Source organism: Microbulbifer mixtoriginis (SeqCode), from assembly GCF_052466715.1.
The window spans coordinates 4,018,163-4,038,832 of record NZ_CP174288.1 but is presented as its reverse complement, the minus strand read 5'-3'; the positions used below and the strand labels follow the sequence as shown (position 1 = coordinate 4,038,832).

Annotated in this window: 18 protein-coding genes and 1 tRNA gene; 7 read left to right on the top strand and 12 right to left on the bottom strand. The window is 50.0% G+C overall.

Translation table 11 applies throughout. From position 1 onward, the window contains the following. Positions 1–227 precede the first annotated feature (227 nt). The 3 genes from ACJJH9_RS18045 to ACJJH9_RS18035 all read left to right on the top strand — a co-directional run bounded on the left by ACJJH9_RS18045 (position 228) and on the right by ACJJH9_RS18035 (position 5,177). Positions 228–2,690 (top strand): TnsB C-terminal domain-containing protein, encoded by a 2,463-nt coding sequence (locus ACJJH9_RS18045; RefSeq protein ID WP_444923577.1) that lies wholly within the window; start codon positions 228–230, stop codon positions 2,688–2,690. Between the two features lie 2 nt (positions 2,691–2,692). Continuing rightward, positions 2,693–3,805, top strand: coding sequence for a TniB family NTP-binding protein (locus ACJJH9_RS18040; protein ID WP_444923576.1), 1,113 nt, complete (start codon positions 2,693–2,695; stop codon positions 3,803–3,805). Positions 3,806–3,923: 118 nt separating this feature from the next. Next, entirely contained in the window at positions 3,924–5,177 is a 1,254-nt protein-coding gene (locus ACJJH9_RS18035) for a hypothetical protein (protein ID WP_444923575.1), read from the top strand. A gap of 173 nt (positions 5,178–5,350) precedes the next feature. On the opposite strand, the gene ACJJH9_RS18030 is transcribed toward ACJJH9_RS18035, so the two are convergent. From ACJJH9_RS18030 to rpsU, 6 genes are all read right to left on the bottom strand, one after another. After that, a tRNA-Ile gene (locus tag ACJJH9_RS18030) sits at positions 5,351–5,427 on the bottom strand. A 308-nt stretch (positions 5,428–5,735) separates the two neighbouring features. Further along, complete coding sequence (locus ACJJH9_RS18025; RefSeq protein WP_252084337.1) at positions 5,736–6,155, bottom strand: diacylglycerol kinase; 420 nt, start codon at positions 6,153–6,155, stop codon at positions 5,736–5,738. Positions 6,156–6,245: 90 nt separating this feature from the next. Then, the gene (gene rpoD, locus ACJJH9_RS18020; protein ID WP_444923574.1) at positions 6,246–8,126 is read right to left on the bottom strand and encodes an RNA polymerase sigma factor RpoD; all 1,881 of its coding nucleotides are present in this window, start codon (positions 8,124–8,126) and stop codon (positions 6,246–6,248) included. 195 nt (positions 8,127–8,321) lie between these two features. Further along, positions 8,322–10,283: a DNA primase gene (gene dnaG / locus ACJJH9_RS18015; RefSeq protein WP_444923573.1), complete on the bottom strand. Its 1,962-nt coding sequence runs from the start codon at positions 10,281–10,283 to the stop codon at positions 8,322–8,324. Positions 10,284–10,307: 24 nt separating this feature from the next. Continuing rightward, complete coding sequence (locus ACJJH9_RS18010) at positions 10,308–10,754, bottom strand: GatB/YqeY domain-containing protein (RefSeq protein ID WP_444883624.1); 447 nt, start codon at positions 10,752–10,754, stop codon at positions 10,308–10,310. Positions 10,755–10,955: 201 nt separating this feature from the next. Continuing rightward, entirely contained in the window at positions 10,956–11,171 is a 216-nt protein-coding gene (gene rpsU / locus ACJJH9_RS18005) for a 30S ribosomal protein S21 (RefSeq protein ID WP_020411530.1), read from the bottom strand. A 173-nt stretch (positions 11,172–11,344) separates the two neighbouring features. Between rpsU and tsaD the strand changes: the two genes are divergently transcribed. Genes tsaD through folK form a run of 3 tightly spaced genes read left to right on the top strand, consistent with a single transcriptional unit; the run spans position 11,345 to position 13,308 of the window. After that, entirely contained in the window at positions 11,345–12,379 is a 1,035-nt protein-coding gene (gene tsaD / locus ACJJH9_RS18000) for a tRNA (adenosine(37)-N6)-threonylcarbamoyltransferase complex transferase subunit TsaD (RefSeq protein ID WP_444923572.1), read from the top strand. Between the two features lie 45 nt (positions 12,380–12,424). Then, positions 12,425–12,814 (top strand): dihydroneopterin aldolase, encoded by a 390-nt coding sequence (gene folB / locus ACJJH9_RS17995; protein ID WP_444887906.1) that lies wholly within the window; start codon positions 12,425–12,427, stop codon positions 12,812–12,814. 2 nt (positions 12,815–12,816) lie between these two features. Beyond that, entirely contained in the window at positions 12,817–13,308 is a 492-nt protein-coding gene (gene folK, locus ACJJH9_RS17990) for a 2-amino-4-hydroxy-6-hydroxymethyldihydropteridine diphosphokinase (RefSeq protein ID WP_444891460.1), read from the top strand. Between the two features lie 70 nt (positions 13,309–13,378). On the opposite strand, the gene ACJJH9_RS17985 is transcribed toward folK, so the two are convergent. Beyond that, positions 13,379–14,491 (bottom strand): NADH:flavin oxidoreductase, encoded by a 1,113-nt coding sequence (locus ACJJH9_RS17985; RefSeq protein WP_444923571.1) that lies wholly within the window; start codon positions 14,489–14,491, stop codon positions 13,379–13,381. Between the two features lie 415 nt (positions 14,492–14,906). Between ACJJH9_RS17985 and ACJJH9_RS17980 the strand changes: the two genes are divergently transcribed. Beyond that, positions 14,907–15,368, top strand: coding sequence for a winged helix-turn-helix transcriptional regulator (locus ACJJH9_RS17980; RefSeq protein WP_444923570.1), 462 nt, complete (start codon positions 14,907–14,909; stop codon positions 15,366–15,368). 21 nt (positions 15,369–15,389) lie between these two features. On the opposite strand, the gene ACJJH9_RS17975 is transcribed toward ACJJH9_RS17980, so the two are convergent. The 5 genes from ACJJH9_RS17975 to ACJJH9_RS17955 form a co-directional block, all read right to left on the bottom strand. Then, positions 15,390–16,448: a type 1 glutamine amidotransferase domain-containing protein gene (locus tag ACJJH9_RS17975; RefSeq protein WP_444923569.1), complete on the bottom strand. Its 1,059-nt coding sequence runs from the start codon at positions 16,446–16,448 to the stop codon at positions 15,390–15,392. A 202-nt stretch (positions 16,449–16,650) separates the two neighbouring features. Continuing rightward, positions 16,651–17,898 (bottom strand): sensor histidine kinase, encoded by a 1,248-nt coding sequence (locus ACJJH9_RS17970; RefSeq protein WP_444923568.1) that lies wholly within the window; start codon positions 17,896–17,898, stop codon positions 16,651–16,653. Further along, positions 17,882–18,577: a response regulator transcription factor gene (locus ACJJH9_RS17965; RefSeq protein WP_444923567.1), complete on the bottom strand. Its 696-nt coding sequence runs from the start codon at positions 18,575–18,577 to the stop codon at positions 17,882–17,884. Before ACJJH9_RS17965 ends, ACJJH9_RS17970 begins: the two co-directional genes overlap by 17 nt. Positions 18,578–18,685: 108 nt before the next feature. Continuing rightward, positions 18,686–19,423 (bottom strand): pteridine reductase, encoded by a 738-nt coding sequence (locus tag ACJJH9_RS17960; protein ID WP_444923566.1) that lies wholly within the window; start codon positions 19,421–19,423, stop codon positions 18,686–18,688. Continuing rightward, on the bottom strand, positions 19,407–20,627 hold the full coding sequence (locus tag ACJJH9_RS17955; protein WP_444923565.1) for a multifunctional CCA addition/repair protein: 1,221 nt from the start codon (positions 20,625–20,627) through the stop codon (positions 19,407–19,409). Before ACJJH9_RS17955 ends, ACJJH9_RS17960 begins: the two co-directional genes overlap by 17 nt. Positions 20,628–20,670: the final 43 nt, after the last annotated feature.

The window sequence follows — 20,670 nt, the reverse complement described above, 5'->3', positions numbered from 1 at the left end:
CTGCTTTGAAGGCTGATTGGAAGGAAGTCAGTAAATGAATTGAATTCAAACAAAAAAACCGAAATCAATCGCTTGATTCCGGCTTTTAGGGAAGATTGCTCTTCGTATAGGCACATTGAGTATCTTTCTCTATCAGTTTTCCGTCAAGCAATACGTATCACGAGCTGAGAGTTCGAGGGTAGCTGCTGCTTAATTATCGGGCTGCCCTCAGTCTCGTAGGAGCTTTTATGTCGGAAGAACTACAAAATCTTGAGCGTTACTTAACCTTTTGTCAGTCAAAAGGCGTTACTGAGACAGGGTTGAGGGTTGTGGAAGAAATCATATCCAACCCGCCTGCGCGTCGGGTTCGAACTCGCTCCATGGGGCCTAACATCACTAGTCGCTTTCCTAGTCACAAGATGGGGCTCACCATCCAGGCTGAGAGTCGGACACTAGAACTATCCTCCATTTACCTAAAGGAGTTCGACCCCAAAGTACTGGGGTACTGGGATCAGCCCTTTCACAAGGTAGTGCTGTCATACCGTAGCGGCAAGCGTTATGTAAGGGTGCCTACGACACTGGACTTTTTTGTCATCGCTGAGGATTTTATTGGTTTTGAAGAGTGTAAGCCGTTTGACGCCTTGCAGAAATTGGCCAGTAAAACACCTGGCCGCTATCAATGGAACGAAGAGTTAAAATGCTTCGAGATCCCTCCGATGGCAGATTATTTAGAGGGTACTGGGCTAGCGTACCGGATAGTAAGTGACAAAGAAATCAACCCCATCTACATAGATAATCTTGCACTGCTTTATAACTACCTTCCCGATATGACCTCTGAGGAAGATCAACGTTTATGGACTCTTTGTAAGGAGTTACTTCTGGCCAAAGGTCCACAGCCTTTCAATGTACTTGAAGGCTCAATAGCTGGAGTTACGCGCGATAAAGTGATGCAGGCAATAGCTCAACAGTCACTTTATATTGACTTGCGGAATTGTCGACTAAATGAACCAGAGAGAGTTTTAATCGCTGCTGAACCAAACCAGCTAGAAGGGGTAATGACTCAGAAGACTTCCGAATTTGTACGTGACCGTATCATCCTAGATGCTTCACCTAAAGAAATTGAGGAGAGCCTGGCGCGTATTAATTTAGTTAATTCTGTCCTGGCTGGGGAGAGTGTTGTAAATGTGGCAAGTAAAGCAAATATTAGCGTACGTACACTGCAACGTTGGTTAAGTGCTTATCGTAAGAAAGGGATCGATGGCCTGCAGCCTGAACACCATAAGAAAGGTAATTATGTAGAAAAACTTCCTGAAGAACTCGAGTTGATTATTCAGCAAACCATAGAGTCCAACTTCCTTAATAGCGACAGTCAAAATTTCCCACATATTTATGGGTTAATTTGTGGAGAATGTAAAGAGAGAGGACTAGTTCCGCCCTCTAAAAAATCTGTTAGGAGGAGAATCCTACCTATAGCAGAGGAAGTTTCAAAGAAAGTCCGAGAGGGTGCAAAAAGTGCCTATCAATATACAGCCTATCAGGGTATGGATGGGAAGCATAAAGAGCTTCCTCTAATTGGAGTTAATCGTTTTTTACAGCGCTGTCATATAGATCATACGCAGATTGATTTGCAGTTGGTTTCGGTCGAGGGTGTGCATCTTGGAAAGCCTTGGTTAACTACCATAGTTGATGAATACTCAGGTTATGTTCTGAGTTGTTATCTTTCATTTAGGCATCCATCCAATATCTCTGTGATGTCGGCGCTACGATTAATGGTAAAAACTCATGAGATCTTTCCCGAAGCTGTTGTGGTTGATGGAGGAAAGGAATTTCAAAGCATTTACTTTGAAACTTTAATGGCCCGCTATAGGACTACGATAATTTCAAGAGAAGGAAAACCAAGGAGTGGGTCGGCAGTTGAGCGTAACTTTGGTTCATTGAATACGATATTTCTAGACAACCTAAGTGGGAGCAATAAGTTAGCGAAAAATATTAGAGAGGTTTCAAAGAGCCATAACCCTAAAAACCTTTCTATTTGGGAGCCAGTAGATTTTTATCATGGGCTTCTACAGTATATAGATAAGTTTAATCAACAGAGTATCAAAGCCGGTGGGTTATCTCCTGCCCAAATACGTGATAAATCAATCGAAAGGTTTGGTCTTAGCTGCTCTAGAAAAATTGAATTTAATGAGATTTTTCTTATGAATGTTCTGTTGCCTCCATTACGCAGTGGTACAAAGTTGAAGAGAAATCATGCGATTCAGGTTAATAGAGTTCGCTATTGGCATATTTGTTTGAAATCTGCTTCTCGAGAAAGTATTGCAGTGGATATCCGGTTTGATCCATTTGATCTCAATTATATCTTTGTTTTTTACCAAAATAGATGGATACGTTTCCAGGCAACCAAGCCACAACATCGCCGTGTAGATGAGCTGGAGGGTGCTATTCTCGCCGAAGTAGCTCGTCAGACTCTCTATATCAATGAAAGATCAAAAGATACTAGTCGAGCAGATCTAGCAGGTTTTGTTGAAGAGCTAAATCAAGATGCAAAAGCTAAACTCAAGAAAAGGAAGCTTAGCTCCGGTTCATTAAGTAATAACTGTAAAGTTGATAATGATAAATTTGCCACCCCTAGTTTGGAAGGGTCAGGGTGTGATGAGTGGTCATCAGTTGACTGGGATATATCTATCCCAGATTCAGATGATGAGGTTTAAATATGTGGCATCCAAATGCAAAATTTCCCGAAGGCTTGAAGAGTGCCAGTGACACGGAAAAGATTGATTACTTTAAATCAGGCTTTTTCATGAGACATGATGCTGTTAATTGTGCATATGACCATCTTCAGGAACTTTTTTTCGACTCATCGGAAAAGGATGTTGTTCTAGTTCAAGGGCCAACAGGTGTTGGAAAAACATGCCTTTCTGAATATTTAATGCGAGAAGCCTATAAGAATGTAGATGTAATGAATGAGCAGGTGAATGAATTGCCAATGATCTATGTTGAAGCTGATGTCTTGGGGGGGAGCAAGTTTTCCTGGAAAGATTTCTATTCAGAGCTTCTTAATGCTATGGGTGAGTTACAAAATATAAAGATATACGGCCACCCCAAAATTGAAGGTTCCAATATTGGGAGGAAGTACCTTTCTCAAAATAGAAATGAAATATCCTTAAAAAGAGACTTTCTCTCCAGAATTCGAGACTACGGTGTAAAGTACATCATCGTAGATGAAGTCCAGCATATCTTTAAATATGGTGGGCAGTCTGGAGAAAAAAATATGGATATACTCAAAGGCATTTCTAACAGAAGCGGTTGTAGATTCGTAGGTCTTGGGACTTATGAGATTTCTTTTTCTTTAGATATGAGTGATCAATTAGCGCGGCGAGTTGGAATTATGGACTATCCTGCCTACTCGATAAGACGACCGGGAGATGTCGCTAAATTTAGTTCAGCCTATTCAGGGCTACTAGCTTATATGCCGATCATGATGGAGCCAAGTCTTATTAAGAATGCTAAGGCTGTTTTCATGGGGAGTTGTGGGTGTATTGGCATTTTAAAAGAATGGTTAGGCAGAGCATTAAATTTGGCTTTGAAGGATAAAGACAAAGTCCTTACTGTCAAGCATCTCGATAAAACAAGACTGAAAAATAGTCAAATAAAAACTATTGCGGAAGCTATTCGAGAGGGTGAAGCCTTCTTTAGACAGCCGGGTGATGATGAAATTTGGGATATTTTAGGAGGGAAGCCAGAGAAAAAAAGAAACAACAAGCCTAACTCCTCTAGGGGCAAGAACCCAGGTCAGCGCTCTCCTACAAGAGATAAGGTGGGTTGAGATGAGAGTAATTCCTTTCTTAAATCACAGGATTACACCGTTCCTTATAAGAATTCACGAGGGAGTCGAGGCGGAGTCAAATGTTTCATTAATGGCAAGAATTTCCTGGAAATATCGAATGCATCCATCGAAATTTATATCAGATGTTGTTTTTCAGAATAATGCTTCACATGGTATAGGTCTTGGTCGAGATGTAGCTAATTTTTGCAATTCATTAACAGCTAAATCTGAAATAGTCACAAATCGCTTGGAGACTATTACTGGAAAGAAAATTGGCTGGCCGTCATCCTTTGTATACTTAAGTGATATTTTGGATAGGATGGCACATGGGTTTATTGCCAAGGAAAAGAAGTGGTGTGCCCAATGTTATCGTGAATCAATGGAAATAAAACGTCCTGAATCTGAGGCGAAAGTTGCCGATGAACTTTATTGGTCTCTCGCGATCTCCCAGTATTGTGCGAAGCACCTTTGCAGTCTCTCTTATTGCTGTGGGGTTTGTTATCAACGTCAACCATTTATATCAAATAAATATGAGCCTGGTTTTTGCCATTACTGTGGCACCTCTCTCACGAAAGCACCTCATATCATTTGCGACTTAGATGGCCATAGCCAAGCTGAAGCAGAGAGCTATCTAGCAAAAATGGATATTTTTATACCGGGAGCAACTGAAATTTCCCAGTTTGATCTAAAGATACTATCCAGAAATTTAAGGGGTCTTGTAGATAAAGGAGGAGCTGATGGGCTAAATACTTTGGCAGAGTGTTTTGGGATAAATAATATGACACTTAAAGACTGGTGTTCTTATAGGCATGGTGTTTCAGTTGAGTCTTTGGCAAAAATAGTCGACGGGCTTCAGTTGCCTAGAATGAGTCTTTTATTTGGTAGGCTGGAGGATCTTCTGCAGTCCGTGGGGTACCTGACAAAGCAGTTTAACTTTAATGTTAAAAAGGACTTACGGGTACACTTGCCAGATATTTCACGATATCTAAATGAGACCTTGGCTGGAAAGAGGGAGCCGGAGGCTAGATCTGAAATTGCTAAGAAATTCGGGGTTAGTACAGGAATGCTTGAAAACGCCTTTCGGGAAGAGTTGAAGAGTGTTTCCAAACTGTATGAAAAGTTGAAAATGGATCGCCGTAAACGTATCAAGAGCTCGCTGCAGTATAAAATGAACTTGGCAGTTCAACGTTGTGCTTCAAAAAAACGCCCGTTGGACTGGCCTCATATTATGGCGGAACTTAAGTCTACTGATTTTCTGGGGATATCCCAAAGGCAGTTAAACCTAGCTAAAGAGAAAGCGATTAAAAGGTATTGTGAAAGTACACGAAGGGGCTGCTCCAGGAATGTACCAAAGCAATCCCGTAAAACATGACAACTTATGGGGTATTTAGCGAAAGGTGAACTTTTCTTTAGGGACCATAAGCTGTCACACAGGCGTAACTGCTTGATTTTCTGTGAGATGTTAGGTGATAGTTACCATAAAATGTCGTATTGCGACAACTTATCGTTACACTCACATGAGAAGGGGTTAATTGGGGATTAAAATGGTGGGCCCTCCGGGACTTGAACCCAGGACCTGCCGATTATGAGTCGGATGCTCTAACCAACTGAGCTAAGGGCCCACACTTTGCTTGCGGGTATCGTTGCAAGCGGTTGGGAAAAGTACAAGATTTTTCCTTTCAAATCAATGCCTTTGTGGCAGAAATTTCTTCTTGCGGTGTTTGCACAACAACGTCAATCTCAGTAGCTATTATTTGAGCGGTCTTTAAATTTTAACTTCCCAGTCTAGAAAGTAAGGGATGGATATCCCATTTTGAGCTTGTTGGTACGGCTGTTCAGCTTGTTGGTGTTAGTTAGTACCATTGTTCAGATTATGGAAAGGGAGACGTAGCCTCCCTTTTTTATAATTAACGATTTTCAAGTAGTGCGGTTAAATCGGCAACTTGGGAATCACAATACAACCCCAGACGATAAACCACATTAGCAGGGCCACCGCTACTGCGGCAGAGCCGGTGTCTTTGGCGATCTTGGCTAGTGGGTGCTTCTCAGCTCCTATGCGGTCCACAGTGGCTTCAATAGCGCTATTGATAAGCTCCAAAGGCAATACCACCAGGCTAACAGCTATCAATACGGCGCGTTCAGCCGGGGTGTCTCCTACCCATAGGGCAAAAGGGACAAAGAAGATAGCGAGGATAACTTCAATACGAAAGGCTTCCTCATTACGCCAGGCGGCGCTGAGACCTTCGCTTGAATATTTGGCGGCGGCAATCAGGCGGGCAATGCCTTTTTTGCCTGGCTTGTTGGCGACTTCTTCAGACTCTTCCGGTTTATTGGCGACTTCTTTTTGCATGCTGCTCTCCTGCCATCCGTAGACCCTTGCGGGCGGTCATGATTGTGTCACATAAAAAAGCCCGGTCGAACCGGGCTTTTTCGTGGGGGCTTACTCGTCGAGGAAGCTCCGCAGGTGCTCTGATCGGGATGGGTGCCTCAGCTTACGCAGGGCCTTAGCCTCGATCTGGCGGATACGTTCACGGGTTACATCGAACTGCTTACCCACCTCTTCCAAGGTGTGGTCGGTGTTCATGTCGATACCGAAGCGCATACGCAATACCTTGGCTTCACGCGCGGTCAGACCGGAGAGCACGGAGCGGGTGGCGTCGTGCAGGCCGGTCTGGGTGGCGGTGTCCACCGGGGAGGACTGGTTCTGGTCCTCAATAAAGTCACCCAGGTGCGAGTCTTCATCGTCACCGATAGGAGTCTCCATAGAAATGGGCTCCTTGGCGATCTTGAGAACTTTACGCACCTTGTCTTCCGGCATATCCATACGCTCGCCCAGCTCTTCCGGAGTGGGTTCGCGCCCCATTTCCTGCAACATCTGGCGGCTGATACGGTTGAGCTTGTTGATGGTCTCAATCATATGTACCGGGATACGAATGGTGCGCGCCTGGTCTGCGATAGAGCGGGTAATAGCCTGGCGAATCCACCAGGTGGCGTAGGTGGAGAACTTATAGCCACGGCGGTATTCGAACTTATCCACGGCCTTCATTAGGCCGATATTGCCCTCCTGAATCAGGTCCAGGAACTGTAGGCCGCGATTGGTGTACTTCTTGGCGATAGAGATAACCAGGCGTAGGTTGGCTTCAACCATTTCCTTTTTAGCGCGGCGGGAGCGGGCCTCGCCAATGGACATACGGCGGTTGATCTCTTTGATCTGGCCTACGTCTAGACCGGAGCGCTCTTGGCACTGGGCCAGCTTGCGTTGCGCGCGAACGATATCGTCTACGACATGACGCAGGGCGTCAGAGTAGTCGCGCTTCTTTTTGATGATCGCGGGGATCCACTCTTCATTGGTTTCGTTGCCGGGAAATTCCTTGATAAAGGTCTTGCGCGGCATACGTGCACGCTTAATGCACAAATTCATAGTGATGCGCTCTTGCCTGCGCACACTATCGAGAATATCGCGAACTTCGCCGTAGAGAGGATCGAACTGGCGTGGTGCCAGTTTGAAGTAGCGGAATACCTCGGCGACGGCTTCCAAAGCAGTACCGGCTTCCTTGGAGTCACGACCGTGGGCGGCGATGGCCTCATCGGCGGCTTTCTGTGCGACGATCAGCGCATTCATACGCTCGGCCAGCTCCTCTGGGTCGAGACCGCCGGCGTTTTCCTCTTCTTCCTCGCTGGAGGAATCGTCGGCGTCGTCCGAGTCATCGTCCTCTTCGCCTTCGTTTTCAGAGGACTCGCTGCTGTTGTCGCTTACTACAGCGGCTTGGCCAGCCTGGGCTCCGGGGGGCACATCTTCTGCTGGGTCGAGCCAGCCGGCGATGACATCGGGGATACGGCGCTCTTCTTTCTCGACTAGCGCGTATTCATCGATGATTTGCTGTACTGCGCCAGGCCAGTAGGCGAGGGCGGCCATCAGCTCGCGTAGGCCCTCTTCGATACGCTTGGCAATGGCGATTTCGCCCTCGCGCGTGAGCAGCTCTACGGTGCCCATTTCGCGCATATACATGCGTACCGGATCGGTGGTGCGGCCTACATCAGACTCAACTGCGGCCAGTGCGGCGGCGGCTTCGGCTGCGGCGATTTCGTCGGCGGAGCTGTCACCCTCGGCCATCAACAACTCTTCGGCATCTGGTGCGCTTTCGAACACCTTGATACCCATGTCGTTGATCATGCCAATAATGTCTTCCACCTGATCGGGATCGGAAATATCTTCCGGGAGGTGGTCATTTACCTCGGCATAGGTGAGATAGCCCTGCTCTTTACCGCGGGCGATCAACTCCTTGATACGGGAGGTTTGTTGCTGGGTTTTGTCGGTCATGCACAACCCTGAATTCTGGGGATGAAAATACGGGACAAAGACGCGGGATTATAGCGTATATGCACTAGCAATAACCACTCTAGCTGTCAAGCAACGGCTCTGGTGTGAATTTTAGGGTGCTGAGGTTCCCGTTCCCGCCCGGCGGGGTGAGTGAATATAGTGTTGAGGCCGCAGTTTTCAAGGGGTTATTGCAGATTAATTGTCTTTTCTGCGCCAGTTGGCCAATAAAGCCAGTTGTTCTTCCTGGCTGAGCTGGGCACCGGCTTTTAACTGGGCCAAGAGATCGCGATTGCGCTGCTTGGCATCGGATTTTTCTAGGTGACGTAGACAGTCGTTAAATTCAGCCTGGGGATCGTATTCCAGGTTGCTATCGCCTTGGGCTAGGTGACGAACCCCGGAAACTAGGGGAGATATCGCCAGCTTAGCCAGAATATCGCTGGATTCGGCGCCGTGATGGGCGCGCCAGTGGCCGATCAATTGGCGAAAGTTAAGTTGTGGGCGGCTCTTGAAAAGCTCCACCAGCTGGGCAAATAGCAGCAGGTCTGGGTTGTCGGCGCCGAGGAACTGTTGCAAGTCCTCAATCTGCGTGGCCAGCTCGGGGTGGTGGAGGATCAGCGCTACTAGCATACGTTCAGGAGGTAGGCGATACTGGCCGGTGCGGCGTGGGCTGTCCCCAAGTGTGGGGGAATATTCAGATTCGTCTTCGCGGGGCCAGGGTTCCGGCGGGGTGCGGTGTTGGAGTTCCTCATCCTGCTCGGTAGAGAGGGGTGCGCCGGTGACAGTTGGCTGTGCCTGTGCTTGCTGTAACTGGGTGTTGCGAGCTTTCTCTGCGTGAATCACCTCCTGCAGAGTGTCTTTGTCGAGTCCGGTACGCGAGGCCAGCTGCTGGAACATCAGTTGGCGATATACGCCTCCTGGCAGCAAATCCAGCAGTGGGGCGGCCAGCTTGGACAGGCGCGCGCGGCCGTCCATGGTCTGGAGGTTGATGTCTTCGCTGAGCAGGTCGAAGAGAAAGTCCTCCAGGGGGCGAGCCTGCTCTTCTATCAGTTGCTGGAAACGTTCTCCACCCAGTTGTCGCACCAGAGTGTCCGGGTCTTCTCCTTCCGGCAGCAACAAAAAGCGTAGGCTGCGGCCGTCCTGCATCTGGGGCAGGGCAGATTCCAGTGCGCGGCGGGCGGCGGCGCGGCCGGCGCGGTCACCATCAAAACAGAATAGCAATTCACTAGTATGGCGAAAGGCCAGCTGAATGTGCTCTTCGCCGCAGGCGGTGCCAAGGGTGGCGACGGCGTAGCGGATATCGAACTGCGCCAGGGCCACTACATCCATATAGCCCTCCACCACGATCAAGCGCTCTAAGTTGCGATTGGCCTGGCGCGCCTCCCATAGGCCGTAGAGTTCACGGCTCTTGTGGAAAATCGGGGTTTCCGGGGAGTTGAGGTACTTGGGCTTTTCGTCCCCCAATACCCGGCCGCCAAAGGCGATGGTGCGGCCGCGCTGGTCGCGAATGGGGAAGATGATGCGGTTACGGAAGCGGTCGTAGTGGTGACGCCCGCCTGGTTTGCTGTTGCCGTCACTGTCCTGGCGGCGAATGGCGAGTCCAGCCAGTTCAAGCTGGTCGGCCTTTTCGGGAGTGTCGGCCAGGGCATTGAGCAGGTTGTCCCAGCCCGGTGGTGCCAAGCCGATGTCGAAATCTCGGGCGATTTCCCCGGATAATCCGCGATTGCGCAAGTAGGCCACTGCGTTACCTGCCGCAGGGTGGTTGCGTAGTTGTTCTCGGTAGAATTCTGCAGCTTTTTCCGTCAGTTGATACAGGGATTGGCTTTCCCTCTGGCGCTTTTCCTGCCCGGGAGCCAATGCCTCTCTGGGTACTTCCAAGCCGCGGGTGGCCGCCAATTTTTCCACGGCTTCGGGAAATGGCAGGCGATCGTATTCCATCAGGAAGCCGATGGCATTGCCGTTGGCGCCGCAGCCGAAGCAGTAGTAGAACTGCTTGTCTGGGCTCACGGTAAAAGAGGGGGTTTTTTCGTCGTGGAAGGGGCAGCAGGCGGAGTAGTTTTTTCCGGTCTTACGCAGTTTTACCCTACTGTCCACCAGCTCGACGATATCTGCGCGGGCGAGCAGGTCGTCGATAAAGTGCTGGGGAATCTTGCTGGGCATACTTTTCTGTAATCCGGCTGGGCGTTAGGCCAGTCGGGCCTTAACCAATTTGCTGACTGCGCCCATATCTGCACGGCCTTGAACCTGAGGCTTCACCTGGGCAATCACTTTACCCATGTCGGCCATGCCGCTGGCCCCGGTGCTCTGCACGGCGGAAGCGACAATTTCGCTAATCTCCGCTTCGGTCAACTGTTTGGGCAGGAACTCTTGGATGACTTCGATCTCCGCCTGTTCCACTGCAGCCAGCTCGGCGCGGCCGGCCTTTTCATACTGGGTGATGGAGTCGCGGCGCTGTTTGGTCATCTTGTCCAGCAGAGCGAGGATACGCGCGTCATCCAGATCGATGCGCTCATCCACTTCAACTCGTTTGATCTCAGCATTGATTAAACGCAGGGTGGCAAGACGCTCTTTGTCGCGTGCTTTCATTGCGTCTTTGGTCGCTTGAGTCAGGGTGTCCTTGAGAGTGCTCATAGTGAGTGTTCCGGGATTGGCATTGATTGTGGTTTATTGGGTTGAGCGCTAAGGATAGCGCGTCCGCCGAGCATGGAGAATGCGGTTGGCAGAACGAAAAACGGCGCGCGAGTAGGGCTCGCACGCCGTTCTTTATAGCTCCGCTACGGGCTAAGCCCGTCCGGCCGCCTCGCTGCGACAGGCTTATTCAGCCTGCGGCTCTTAGTAGAGACGCTGGAACTTGCGGTTTTCGCGCTGAAGCTTTTTAGCGTGACGCTTAACAGCGGCAGCAGCTTTGCGCTTACGAACAGCGGTGGGCTTCTCGTAGAACTCGCGACGACGTACTTCAGACAGTACGCCTGCTTTTTCACAGGAGCGCTTGAAGCGGCGCAGAGCGATATCGAAAGGTTCGTTGTCTTTGATTCGTACAGAGGGCATTAGGATACCTGTTAAAATTCGTTTCTCTCGGCCATTCCGGCAATGCTCTCGCAGTTGCATCCGGTGGCCGGTTCACAGCGAGGGCGCAAATTCTAAACACTCCTATACGGGATCGCAACCCCATTTTCCAGTATGATAACCGCCCCTCGAAGTAGTCACGAGAATGAAATCAAGTGCGCGTCCTCGGTATAGAAACTTCCTGCGATGAAACTGGCGTCGCTATCTACGATTCTGAGTCCGGTCTGCTCGGCCATGCTCTATTTAGTCAGGTTGACCTGCACGCCGATTACGGCGGTGTAGTCCCTGAACTGGCAAGCCGCGACCATGTGCGCAAGCTGTTGCCGTTGGTACGGCAGGTAATGGCGAAGACCAATACCAAGCCATCCGATTTGGAGGGAGTAGCTTATACCGCCGGTCCAGGCTTGGTTGGCGCCCTGATGGTGGGCGCCTGTGCCGGCCGCGCCTTGGCGTATGGCTGGGGGGTGCCCGCTGTGGCTGTACATCATATGGAGGGGCATTTATTAGCTCCGATGCTGGAGGACAATCCACCGGCTTTTCCTTTTGTGGCCTTGCTGGTCTCTGGTGGTCATACCCAATTGGTCGAAGTGCGCGGTCTTGGCGACTACGAACTGATGGGGGAATCCCTGGACGATGCCGCTGGTGAAGCTTTTGACAAGGCCGCCAAGATGCTCGATCTGGACTACCCTGGTGGTCCGCGTTTGGCAGCCTTGGCTGAAAAAGGTGATCCCAAGCGCTTTACCTTCCCTCGCCCTATGACGGATCGACCGGGGCTGGATTTCAGCTTTTCGGGCTTAAAAACCTTCACCCTGACCACTGTGCGTCAGCACGCCCTCGAAGATGGCCTGCCGGATGAACAGACCTGTGCGGATATTGCGGCAGCCTTCCAAGAGGCGGTCGTGGATACTCTAGTGATTAAATGTCGTCGTGCAATTAAAGCCTCTGGTTATAAAACTCTGGTAATTGCCGGTGGGGTTTCCGCGAATAAATTGTTGCGTGAACGTTTGGAAATGAGCCTGCGCAAGGATAGTGCCAGCGTCTACTACCCCCGTCATGAGTTTTGCACCGATAACGGCGCTATGATCGCCTATGCCGGTAGTTTGCGTTTGCAAGCCGGAGAACAGACGAGCCTTGCAGTTGATGTGCGTCCACGTTGGCCAATGACAGAATTGCCCAAGACCGAACTTTAAGAAATCCCAGGGGCATCCTGGCAGTAAAAAGAAAAGAGCCGATAAATGGATATTGTTTATATACGGGATTTAAAGGTGAATACCATTATCGGTATTTACGAGTGGGAGCGTGAAGTACGCCAGACCGTCAGCCTTGATATAGAAATGGCTTTCGATATCAGCGAGGCGGCGCGTACAGACAATATCGAGCACACACTGAATTATAAGGCAGTGGCCAAGCGCTTGATCGCTTTTATTGAAAGCAGCGAGTTCCTGCTGGTGGAAACTATGGCGGAACAGGCTGCGGCAATTGTCAGGGAAGAGTTTTCCGTAAGCTGGCTGCGACTGCGTTTGTCCAAGCCGGGTGCGGTCCGAGGGTCCAGGGATGTGGGTGTCATTATTGAGCGTGGCGAAAGGCCAGCAAAAGGTGCAGCAGCGATGTCTGCGGGAGTGTAAACGTGGCTCAGGTGTATCTCAGCCTCGGCAGTAATATCAATCGCGCGCAATATATCCGCGCAGCGCTGGATGCCCTTGCAGGGCAGTTTGGCGACTTGGAGGTGTCCCAGGTTTTCGAGAGCGAAGCGGTAGGATTCCCTGGGGATAATTTTTACAACCTGGTGGTGGGACTACAAACTGACCTGCCGGTAGGGCAGCTGGCCCTGTGTCTGCGTGGTATCGAAGATGCCAACGGCCGCCTGCGCTCTGGACCTAAATTCAGTGCGCGCACCCTGGATATTGATATTCTTACCTATGATCAACTTACGGGGACTATCGATGGAGTGAAATTGCCTAGAGGTGAGATTGTAAAAAATGCTTTTGTTTTACAGCCTTTGGCAGAGATTGCTCCAGAAGTATTGCATCCGATCGAGCAGAAAACTTACCGTCAGCTGTGGAATGAGTACGACCAGGCTTCACAAAAATTGTGGCCGGTAGAATTTATTTGGCCGTGATTCCAATAATTTGTTAAAAAATGTAGATAAAAAAGCAGCCTTTAGAGGCTGCTTTTTTTATCAGTAAAAATTAACTCAGGCTCATTAGCGCCTCTTTGGTGAACGGCGTGATTTCCTCCGCGCGATCTTCACGTACCTTGGCGAACCAGTGTGAGTCTTGTAATAGTGCGCGGCCAACGGCAATCAGGTCGAACTCCTGGTTGTCCATACGGCGAGTTAGTTCGCTTAAATCGGTAGGATTGGCAGTGCCGCCCATGCCCTGGTTATTGCCGCCGATAAAATCATCGTCAAGGCCGACACTGCCGACAGAAATTACTGGTTTTCCAGTCAGCTCTTTGGTCCAGCCTGCCAGGTTGAGATCAGAACCCTCAAATTCTGGCACCCAGAAGCGTCTTGTAGAAGCGTGGAAAATATCAACGCCGGCTTCAACTAGCGGAGTCAGGAAGCGTTTCAGTTCTTCCGGGTTTTGCGCCAACTTGGCTTCGTAATCCTGCTGCTTCCATTGGGAGTAGCGCAGCACTATGGCGAAATCTTCGCCTACGGCCTCACGTACCGCTTTGATAATTTCCACTGCAAAGCGGGTGCGATTTTCGATGGAGCCACCGTACTCGTCATCGCGTTGGTTGGTACCTTCCCAGAAAAACTGGTCGATCAGGTAGCCGTGGGCGCCGTGAATCTCTACGCCGTCAAACCCAATTTCCTTGGCTGCTTTCGCCGCGTCTGCAAAAGCTTGTACAACTTCCCGAATGTCCTCTTTGCTCATCGACTGGCCATTGGGCTTGCCGGGTTTGAACAGGCCTGAGGGGGAGTAGCCGGGCACTGATTTATCCGGGCCTATGCCCTCTTTGCGCACGGAGCCTACGTGCCATAACTGCGGGATAATCTGGCCACCGGCAGCGTGTACTTCGTCTACCACTTTTTTCCAGCCGGCGAGAGCGGCTTCACCGTAGATTGCCGGTACATTCTCGTAGCCGTTGGCAGCTTTATGATTAACGAAGGTGCCTTCGGTAATAATCAGTCCCACTTCACCTTCAGCTCGACGGCGGTAATAGCCGGCCACTTGGTCATTGGCTGAATAGCCCGGTGACATAGTGCGTGTCATGGGGGCCATTGCGACCCGGTTGCGTAGCTTGAGGGATTTATGCTCGAAAGGACGCAGTAGGTTGTCCAGGGAACCACTCATATTTCTCTCCTGAATGTCTCGATTCAACACTGGGACTCACTGGTCCCACTAGGTCACAATTAAAACGGTTGCGTTATAAGACCTTATTTTAAGGTTGAGTTCAATATCTGGTTTCGTATTGCAACTCTTTTCCCGGTATACTGGTCTAGGGAGCCTCTGAATAACTCCGTAATGCCTCTGCGGGTCTTGAAGGCTTCAGATGTTAGGCGCAGCTCGCCGCGAATGGCTCAGTCCTTTGCAAGAGCTGCAACGCAGCAGCTGTGGCCTTCAAGGCCCGCCCTTCGGGGCTTGCAGAGCGATTCACACTCCGCGTTGCGACTTCTTGAAAGGTCTAGACATTCCTGCGAAGCCGCGCCTTGATTGTGAACCGCTCTGCATGCCAGAGGTATCACGGAGTTATTTAGAGGCTCCCTATATGTCACGTAAACGCTTTGATGATCTGGATTGTTCCCTGGCTTGCGCCCTGAATGAGGTAGGGGACTGGTGGTCCCTGCTGATAATTAAGCGAGCGATGCTGGGTACCCGCCGTTTTGTGGATTTCCAAAGAAGCCTGGGAATTGCCAAAAATATCCTTGTGGATCGGTTATCCCGTCTGGTGGAAAACGAGGTTCTGGTGCGCTTTGATGCGGGTGAACACGGCACTCGTTACGAGTACCGCTTAACGGAAAAAGGTCGGGACTTGTTTACGGTGGTAATCGCCCTACGCCAGTGGAATCTGCGCTGGAACGGCAATAAAGATGGGATGCATCTGGTCGATAAAAACAGTGGTGAGCCTATCTCCGAAGTGGCTGTGCAGAATGCCCAGGGACAAAAACTCAGTATTCGCGATGTATTATTTGTGGATGAAAATGGCCAGCCCCTGGATCAGGCTGGCTAGTTGGCTTTTTGAGGGGCTCAATCAATCCTGGCTCTTGTACAGCAGTCTGATTATGTCCAGAGCCCTGCCCGGCTCCCAACGCATAACAGAGACAACTCCGTGCATGGCCAGTAGGCGCTGGTCTATTTTCCCCTTCTTCTGAAGCTTTTGTAATTTCTCTGTGGCCTCGGTAAAGCCACTCTGCTCATAAGTGAGTAGTAATTTGACGGTCTGCTCCGCCGGAGTGATTTGGCGTGGAACAGGGGTGTACCCCATCGCGCTTACCATACTCTCAGCCGCCAGCCAGGTGGACCAGGGGTTTTGCCCGGTAATAAGCTGGCCATCCACGCTGACTTGTTCTAGGTAAGTGGGCCCAGCCTGAAAAAACGCGCCTTGCTCACGTAAGCGATCCTCAAGCAGGAATGGAAATCGTTGCTCGGCGTCAGGGATAAGAAAAAGCTCCTCTTCGTTAGTAAAAGCACTGATCTGCCGATCGGCGATTAAGAGCTTGCCATTATCCAGGGTGACATTGGCAAGGGCTGCTGGCCCGTGGCATACCGCTCCGATAATTTTGCCGCTGTTATAGATTTCCCGCACCAGGGACTGGATATGGGGATTGTCAGGGAAATCGAACATAGTGCCTTTACCGCCGACAAAAAATACGGCTTGGTAATCCTCTGCTGATACCTGATCGATAGGAATACTGTTGTTGACCTTTTGTTGTGCCTCCGGGTCATTGAGAAAGGCATAGTCGAAAGGCCCCAGATCATCTTTATCGATCACCGCAGGCGGTTTGCCGCCTTTGGGACTGGCAATATCGATAATAAATCCGTTGGCTGAAAAGATGTAATAGGGGCGTGCCAGTTCAGTTAATTCATAACCAGTTGCCTTGCCACTATCTCCCATCGTTTCAGTACTGGTGACAACAGCTAAGATTTTTCCTCGGCTTTCCCTGGGTAATTGTTGTAAATACGGCAGGTCACTTACTGTCGTAGTGGAAAAGTCCTGCTCTTGGGGTGGAATTAGGCCCTTAATCCAAATAATAAAACCAAAAAATACGGACAAAGTCAGTGCCAGGGAAATAACAATTTTCTTCAACATATTAATCTCCAAAATTGCAGTAGTAGACGGAAAATCTTCTAGTGAGTTCGTAGGAGAATAAGGGATGGAAGGTGAAATTCAGGTGAGATTGTAATTGCTATTTAGGAAGAAAGAAAAAGCTGCACTCGAGATCGTATAAGGTATGGATGCCGATTCACTGTGCATATCGAGCGCATACGGTAAAAATTTGAATCTTAGAACGCTACTGTGTAAAAGACAGAGCGCACTGATAAGTATTGTTTCGACATTGGATTGAGATGGTCCAATTTAAGGCTTCACAGATTCTCTTGGCCAGGAAAAGGCCTTGACCAATACCATCACTGCCTTCCCTTTTTTGGCCGGGTAAGAGGGAGGTTTCTAGATCTAATTGGTTGTCTGTGGCGTTCTCAAAAAAGAGTGTGTCCCCCTTATAAGTAATAACCAACTCAGTGCTGGTAGCGTGCTGTAATGCATTGCTGATTAAGTTGTCGAAGAGCAGACTTACCAGGTGTCGATTGGCCAGAACTCTGACTTTGTGCCCTAACTTTAAATCAACATTAAAATGCTTTTGTACAATTAACTGGTGTTGAGCTAAAAGACGTTCCTCTAGTAAAGCGCACAATGGGATATCTTCCGACTGTAGAGACTCAGAGCGGGCGAGGGCTAATAGTGTCTTAACGGTTTTTTCCATACCGGTAACCGTTTCTAATAGCTCATTTTTCTCAGCTAAAGTCATTTCCCGATTTTGACTGAGAGCCAGTGTGCTTTTCAGAATGGTTAGCCCGGTGCGCAACTCATGGCTTGTATCCCGGGTAAACTCAGTTTCCCTGCGCAATGTTAGCTTGAGCTGGTTAAGTGTATCTTGCAACGTACTTGCGAGATAACCGATTTCATCTTGTTCATTGTTATAGGGCAGGGAAATTTGAGAATCGCAGTTTCTCTGCTGCTGAACTGCTTTAGCGAGGGTTACTACAGGCGCGATGGTTTTACGGGAAATACGAAAAGCACAATAGAGGGCTAAGAGTAGGGTCAAGATACAGGCGCTGGCAAAGAGCCAGAGAAGCTTTGAAGATTGTCGGGTAACAGTGAGCAATTCACTGACTTCAGCTACGAGAACGGCGGAATGGTTGTCTGGAAAATGTACTCTGCGTAAATGGAAGTGATGTTCAGTATCACTAAACCACTCAGCCTTTTCTGCATAGCTTGGTAGGGCAGTGCGCAGTTCGGCCGGTATTATTTTGTTTTCAGTGTATAGCGTTAAATAGGGTAGGCGTGGCTCTGGGGTCGCATTAGTCAGTCTTGCCTGCTGTTCGAGGTAGCGGACTTCTCCGGCCAATAAGTTATCGAGTAAATGGTCTTCAACTACATAGGCCACCATCATACAAATGGCAAAAAACACCAAACATAGCAGCAGGGTAAAACTGCCAAAAATAGCGAAGACCTTCCTCTGTAAATTACTGGTTTCGCGCATTGGGAATTTCCAACTGATAACCGAGATTGGTGATGGTTTTCAACATAGGGGCCTGGAAAGGCTTATCCAGTGTTTGGCGAAGATTATAAATGTGGGATTTTAAGGCGTCTGTTTCTGGGGGTTCATCACCCCAAATATGGTGGATTATTGCCGAGCGGCTTACTGGTGCTGGCGACGCCTGGGCGAGCATAGTGAGAATGCGAAAACCGATAGTTGTCAGGGGCAGAGGTTGTTTATCCCGGTAGGCCGTTTGCTGGCGCTGGTTTATGTGTAAATCACCGACCTTAATTTCTTCACTGGTATGCAGCTGGTGTCTACGTGCCAGGGCGCGGCATCTCAGTATCAGTTCCCTTGGTTCGAAGGGCTTACATAAGTAGTCATCGGCACCGATACCAAATCCGCGTTCTTTATCTGCGAGAGCATCTCGGGCAGTTAACATCAGAATTGGCATGTTAACTGGCCCTTGTGCCTTGATCTTTTCGCAGACCTCTAAGCCGTCCATATCCGGCAGGCCCAGGTCGAGAATGATCAGGTCGAAGATTTGTTCCAGGGTCAGCTGTAAGCCCTGGCGACCCCGGTGGGCATAATCTATCTGCCAGCCCTCAGCATGTAGGAATTCGGCAAGCTGGCGGGCGATAGTGGGGTTATCTTCAATCAACAATATCTTCAGTGAGCGCACCGGCAAATCTCTTGTGGCAGAGGAAGTTACAAAACATTCTGACAGAGTGTCGGTGAAATTGAAGTGAAGCCCCGTTGTTGAACTTTTTTAGATATTGGTTGGACTGCCCTAGATATTAAGGTTGCGGCCGCCGTCAACGGCAATAACCTGACCGTTGATATAGGGGGCATCACAGGCAAGGAAGCGCACGGTTTTGGCGATATCACTGGGGTCACCGGTTCGAGCCAAAGGAATGCGCTGGGTGATTTTTGCTTTCTTGGCTTCGTTAGTTGCCTCTTGTTCTGGCCAAAGAATGGCACCGGGGGCGACTGCATTGACCCGAATCTGGGGCGATAGCTCCAGAGCGAGGCTTTTTGTCAGCATTACCAGCCCAGCCTTGGCGGCGCAGTAAATAGTATGCTTGGGCATCGGGCGCTCGGCGTGAATATCCGCCATATTAACAACGCAACCCAGCTGTTGGCTGAGTGTTTCTTTCAGGGCCTGAGTGAGAAAGAAGGGGGCTTTGAGGTTGCTGCCTACCAGCCGATCCCAGTCCTCCTCGGTCGCCTTTCCCACAGGTGTGGGGTGAAATGCTGAGGCATTGTTGACCAGAACATCAATACCGCCCCAGGCCTCTTGTGCACGCTGGGCCAGATTGGAACAGGCTTCGGCGCTATTCAATTCACTGTGCAACGCTATGGCAGAGTTGGGGCGAAGTTGGTTCAGCTCGTTTGCCAGGGCCTTGGCAGCATCAGCCGAGTTGCGATAGTGAATAACAACTCTGTGATCTTTATGTAGCTCCTCAGCAATAGCACGGCCCAGGCGTGCGGCGGCACCGGTAATCAACACATTACGCAATGTAGTCATCCTTTACTTTGGCGATTGCCTTGATACGCTCCCGGTCCAATGCTTGCCCCAGTTTCGCACCCTGGTAGCCCTGTTTAATCAACTCCTCGGCAGTTACTGCCGCTGCCTCATCTCGAGCGGCGCGTAAAAATTCCACCTGTGGATAATCTCGATTCTCCAGCCCCTCACGACCTCGGGCATCTGCCTCACAGGCGCGAAGAAAGTTTTCAAATCGTTCGGGACGTCGAAAGGCATCCAGACTGCGGATCATCTTCATAATGCTCTGTGGGCGCAATTCGAAGGCTCTGTGGCAATGCAGGTGATATTCGCAGACCCCGACAGCTAGTGCAGTCAGGTCTTTTGGGGTACGCCAGCGCTCACAGACGGCCTTTACCAGGGGCACGCCGGCGGCCTCATGGCCGTGGTGACTGGGGAGAATCTCCTCGGGAGTCAGTCCTTTGCCCAGGTCGTGTAGCAGTACTGCAAAACGCAAGGGGAGCTCTGCCGGTGCGGCGCGCAGGGCTAGCAGTACGTGTTCTCCAGTGTCCACTTCGGGGTGGTGTTTGGGCGGCTGGGGAACACCAAACAAATTCTCTAATTCTGGTAACAGTACCGAGAGGGCACCGCAGTCTCGCAGTACTCGAATAAAAATATCGGGGTCTGGCTCGGTAAGCGCCCGGCTTACCTCTTTCCAGACTCTCTCGGCCACCAGATATTCCACTTCACCCGCTTCTACCATCTGGCGCATGAGTATCATGGTTTCAGGGGCAACGCTAAAGCCAAGGTGATGGTAGCGGGCGGCAAAGCGGGCCACTCGCAGAACTCTTAGCGGGTCTTCGGCAAAAGCAGGGGAAACATGGCGCAAAAGCCGTGCCTCCAGATCTTTCTGCCCGCCGTAGGGGTCAATTAGCTTGCCGTCGGTGTCTTCTGCAATGGCATTAATAGTGAGATCTCGCCGCAGGAGATCCTCTTCCAGGGTGATATTGGCATCGGCGTTAACGGTAAAACCGCCATAGCCGTGTCCGCTCTTTCTTTCGGTGCGAGCGAGCGCGTATTCTTCACCGGTCTCAGGGTGTAGGAATACTGGAAAATCTTTGCCGACTGGGCTGTATCCGAGATCCTGCATTCTATCTACATCTGCCCCAACCACTACCCAGTCACGCTCGGTGACTGGACGATTCAAAAGTCTGTCGCGCACTGCGCCGCCAACAAGGTAGATCTTCAAAAATTGTTCTCCAGAGCTGGAGATATCATTAATTCGGTAGGTG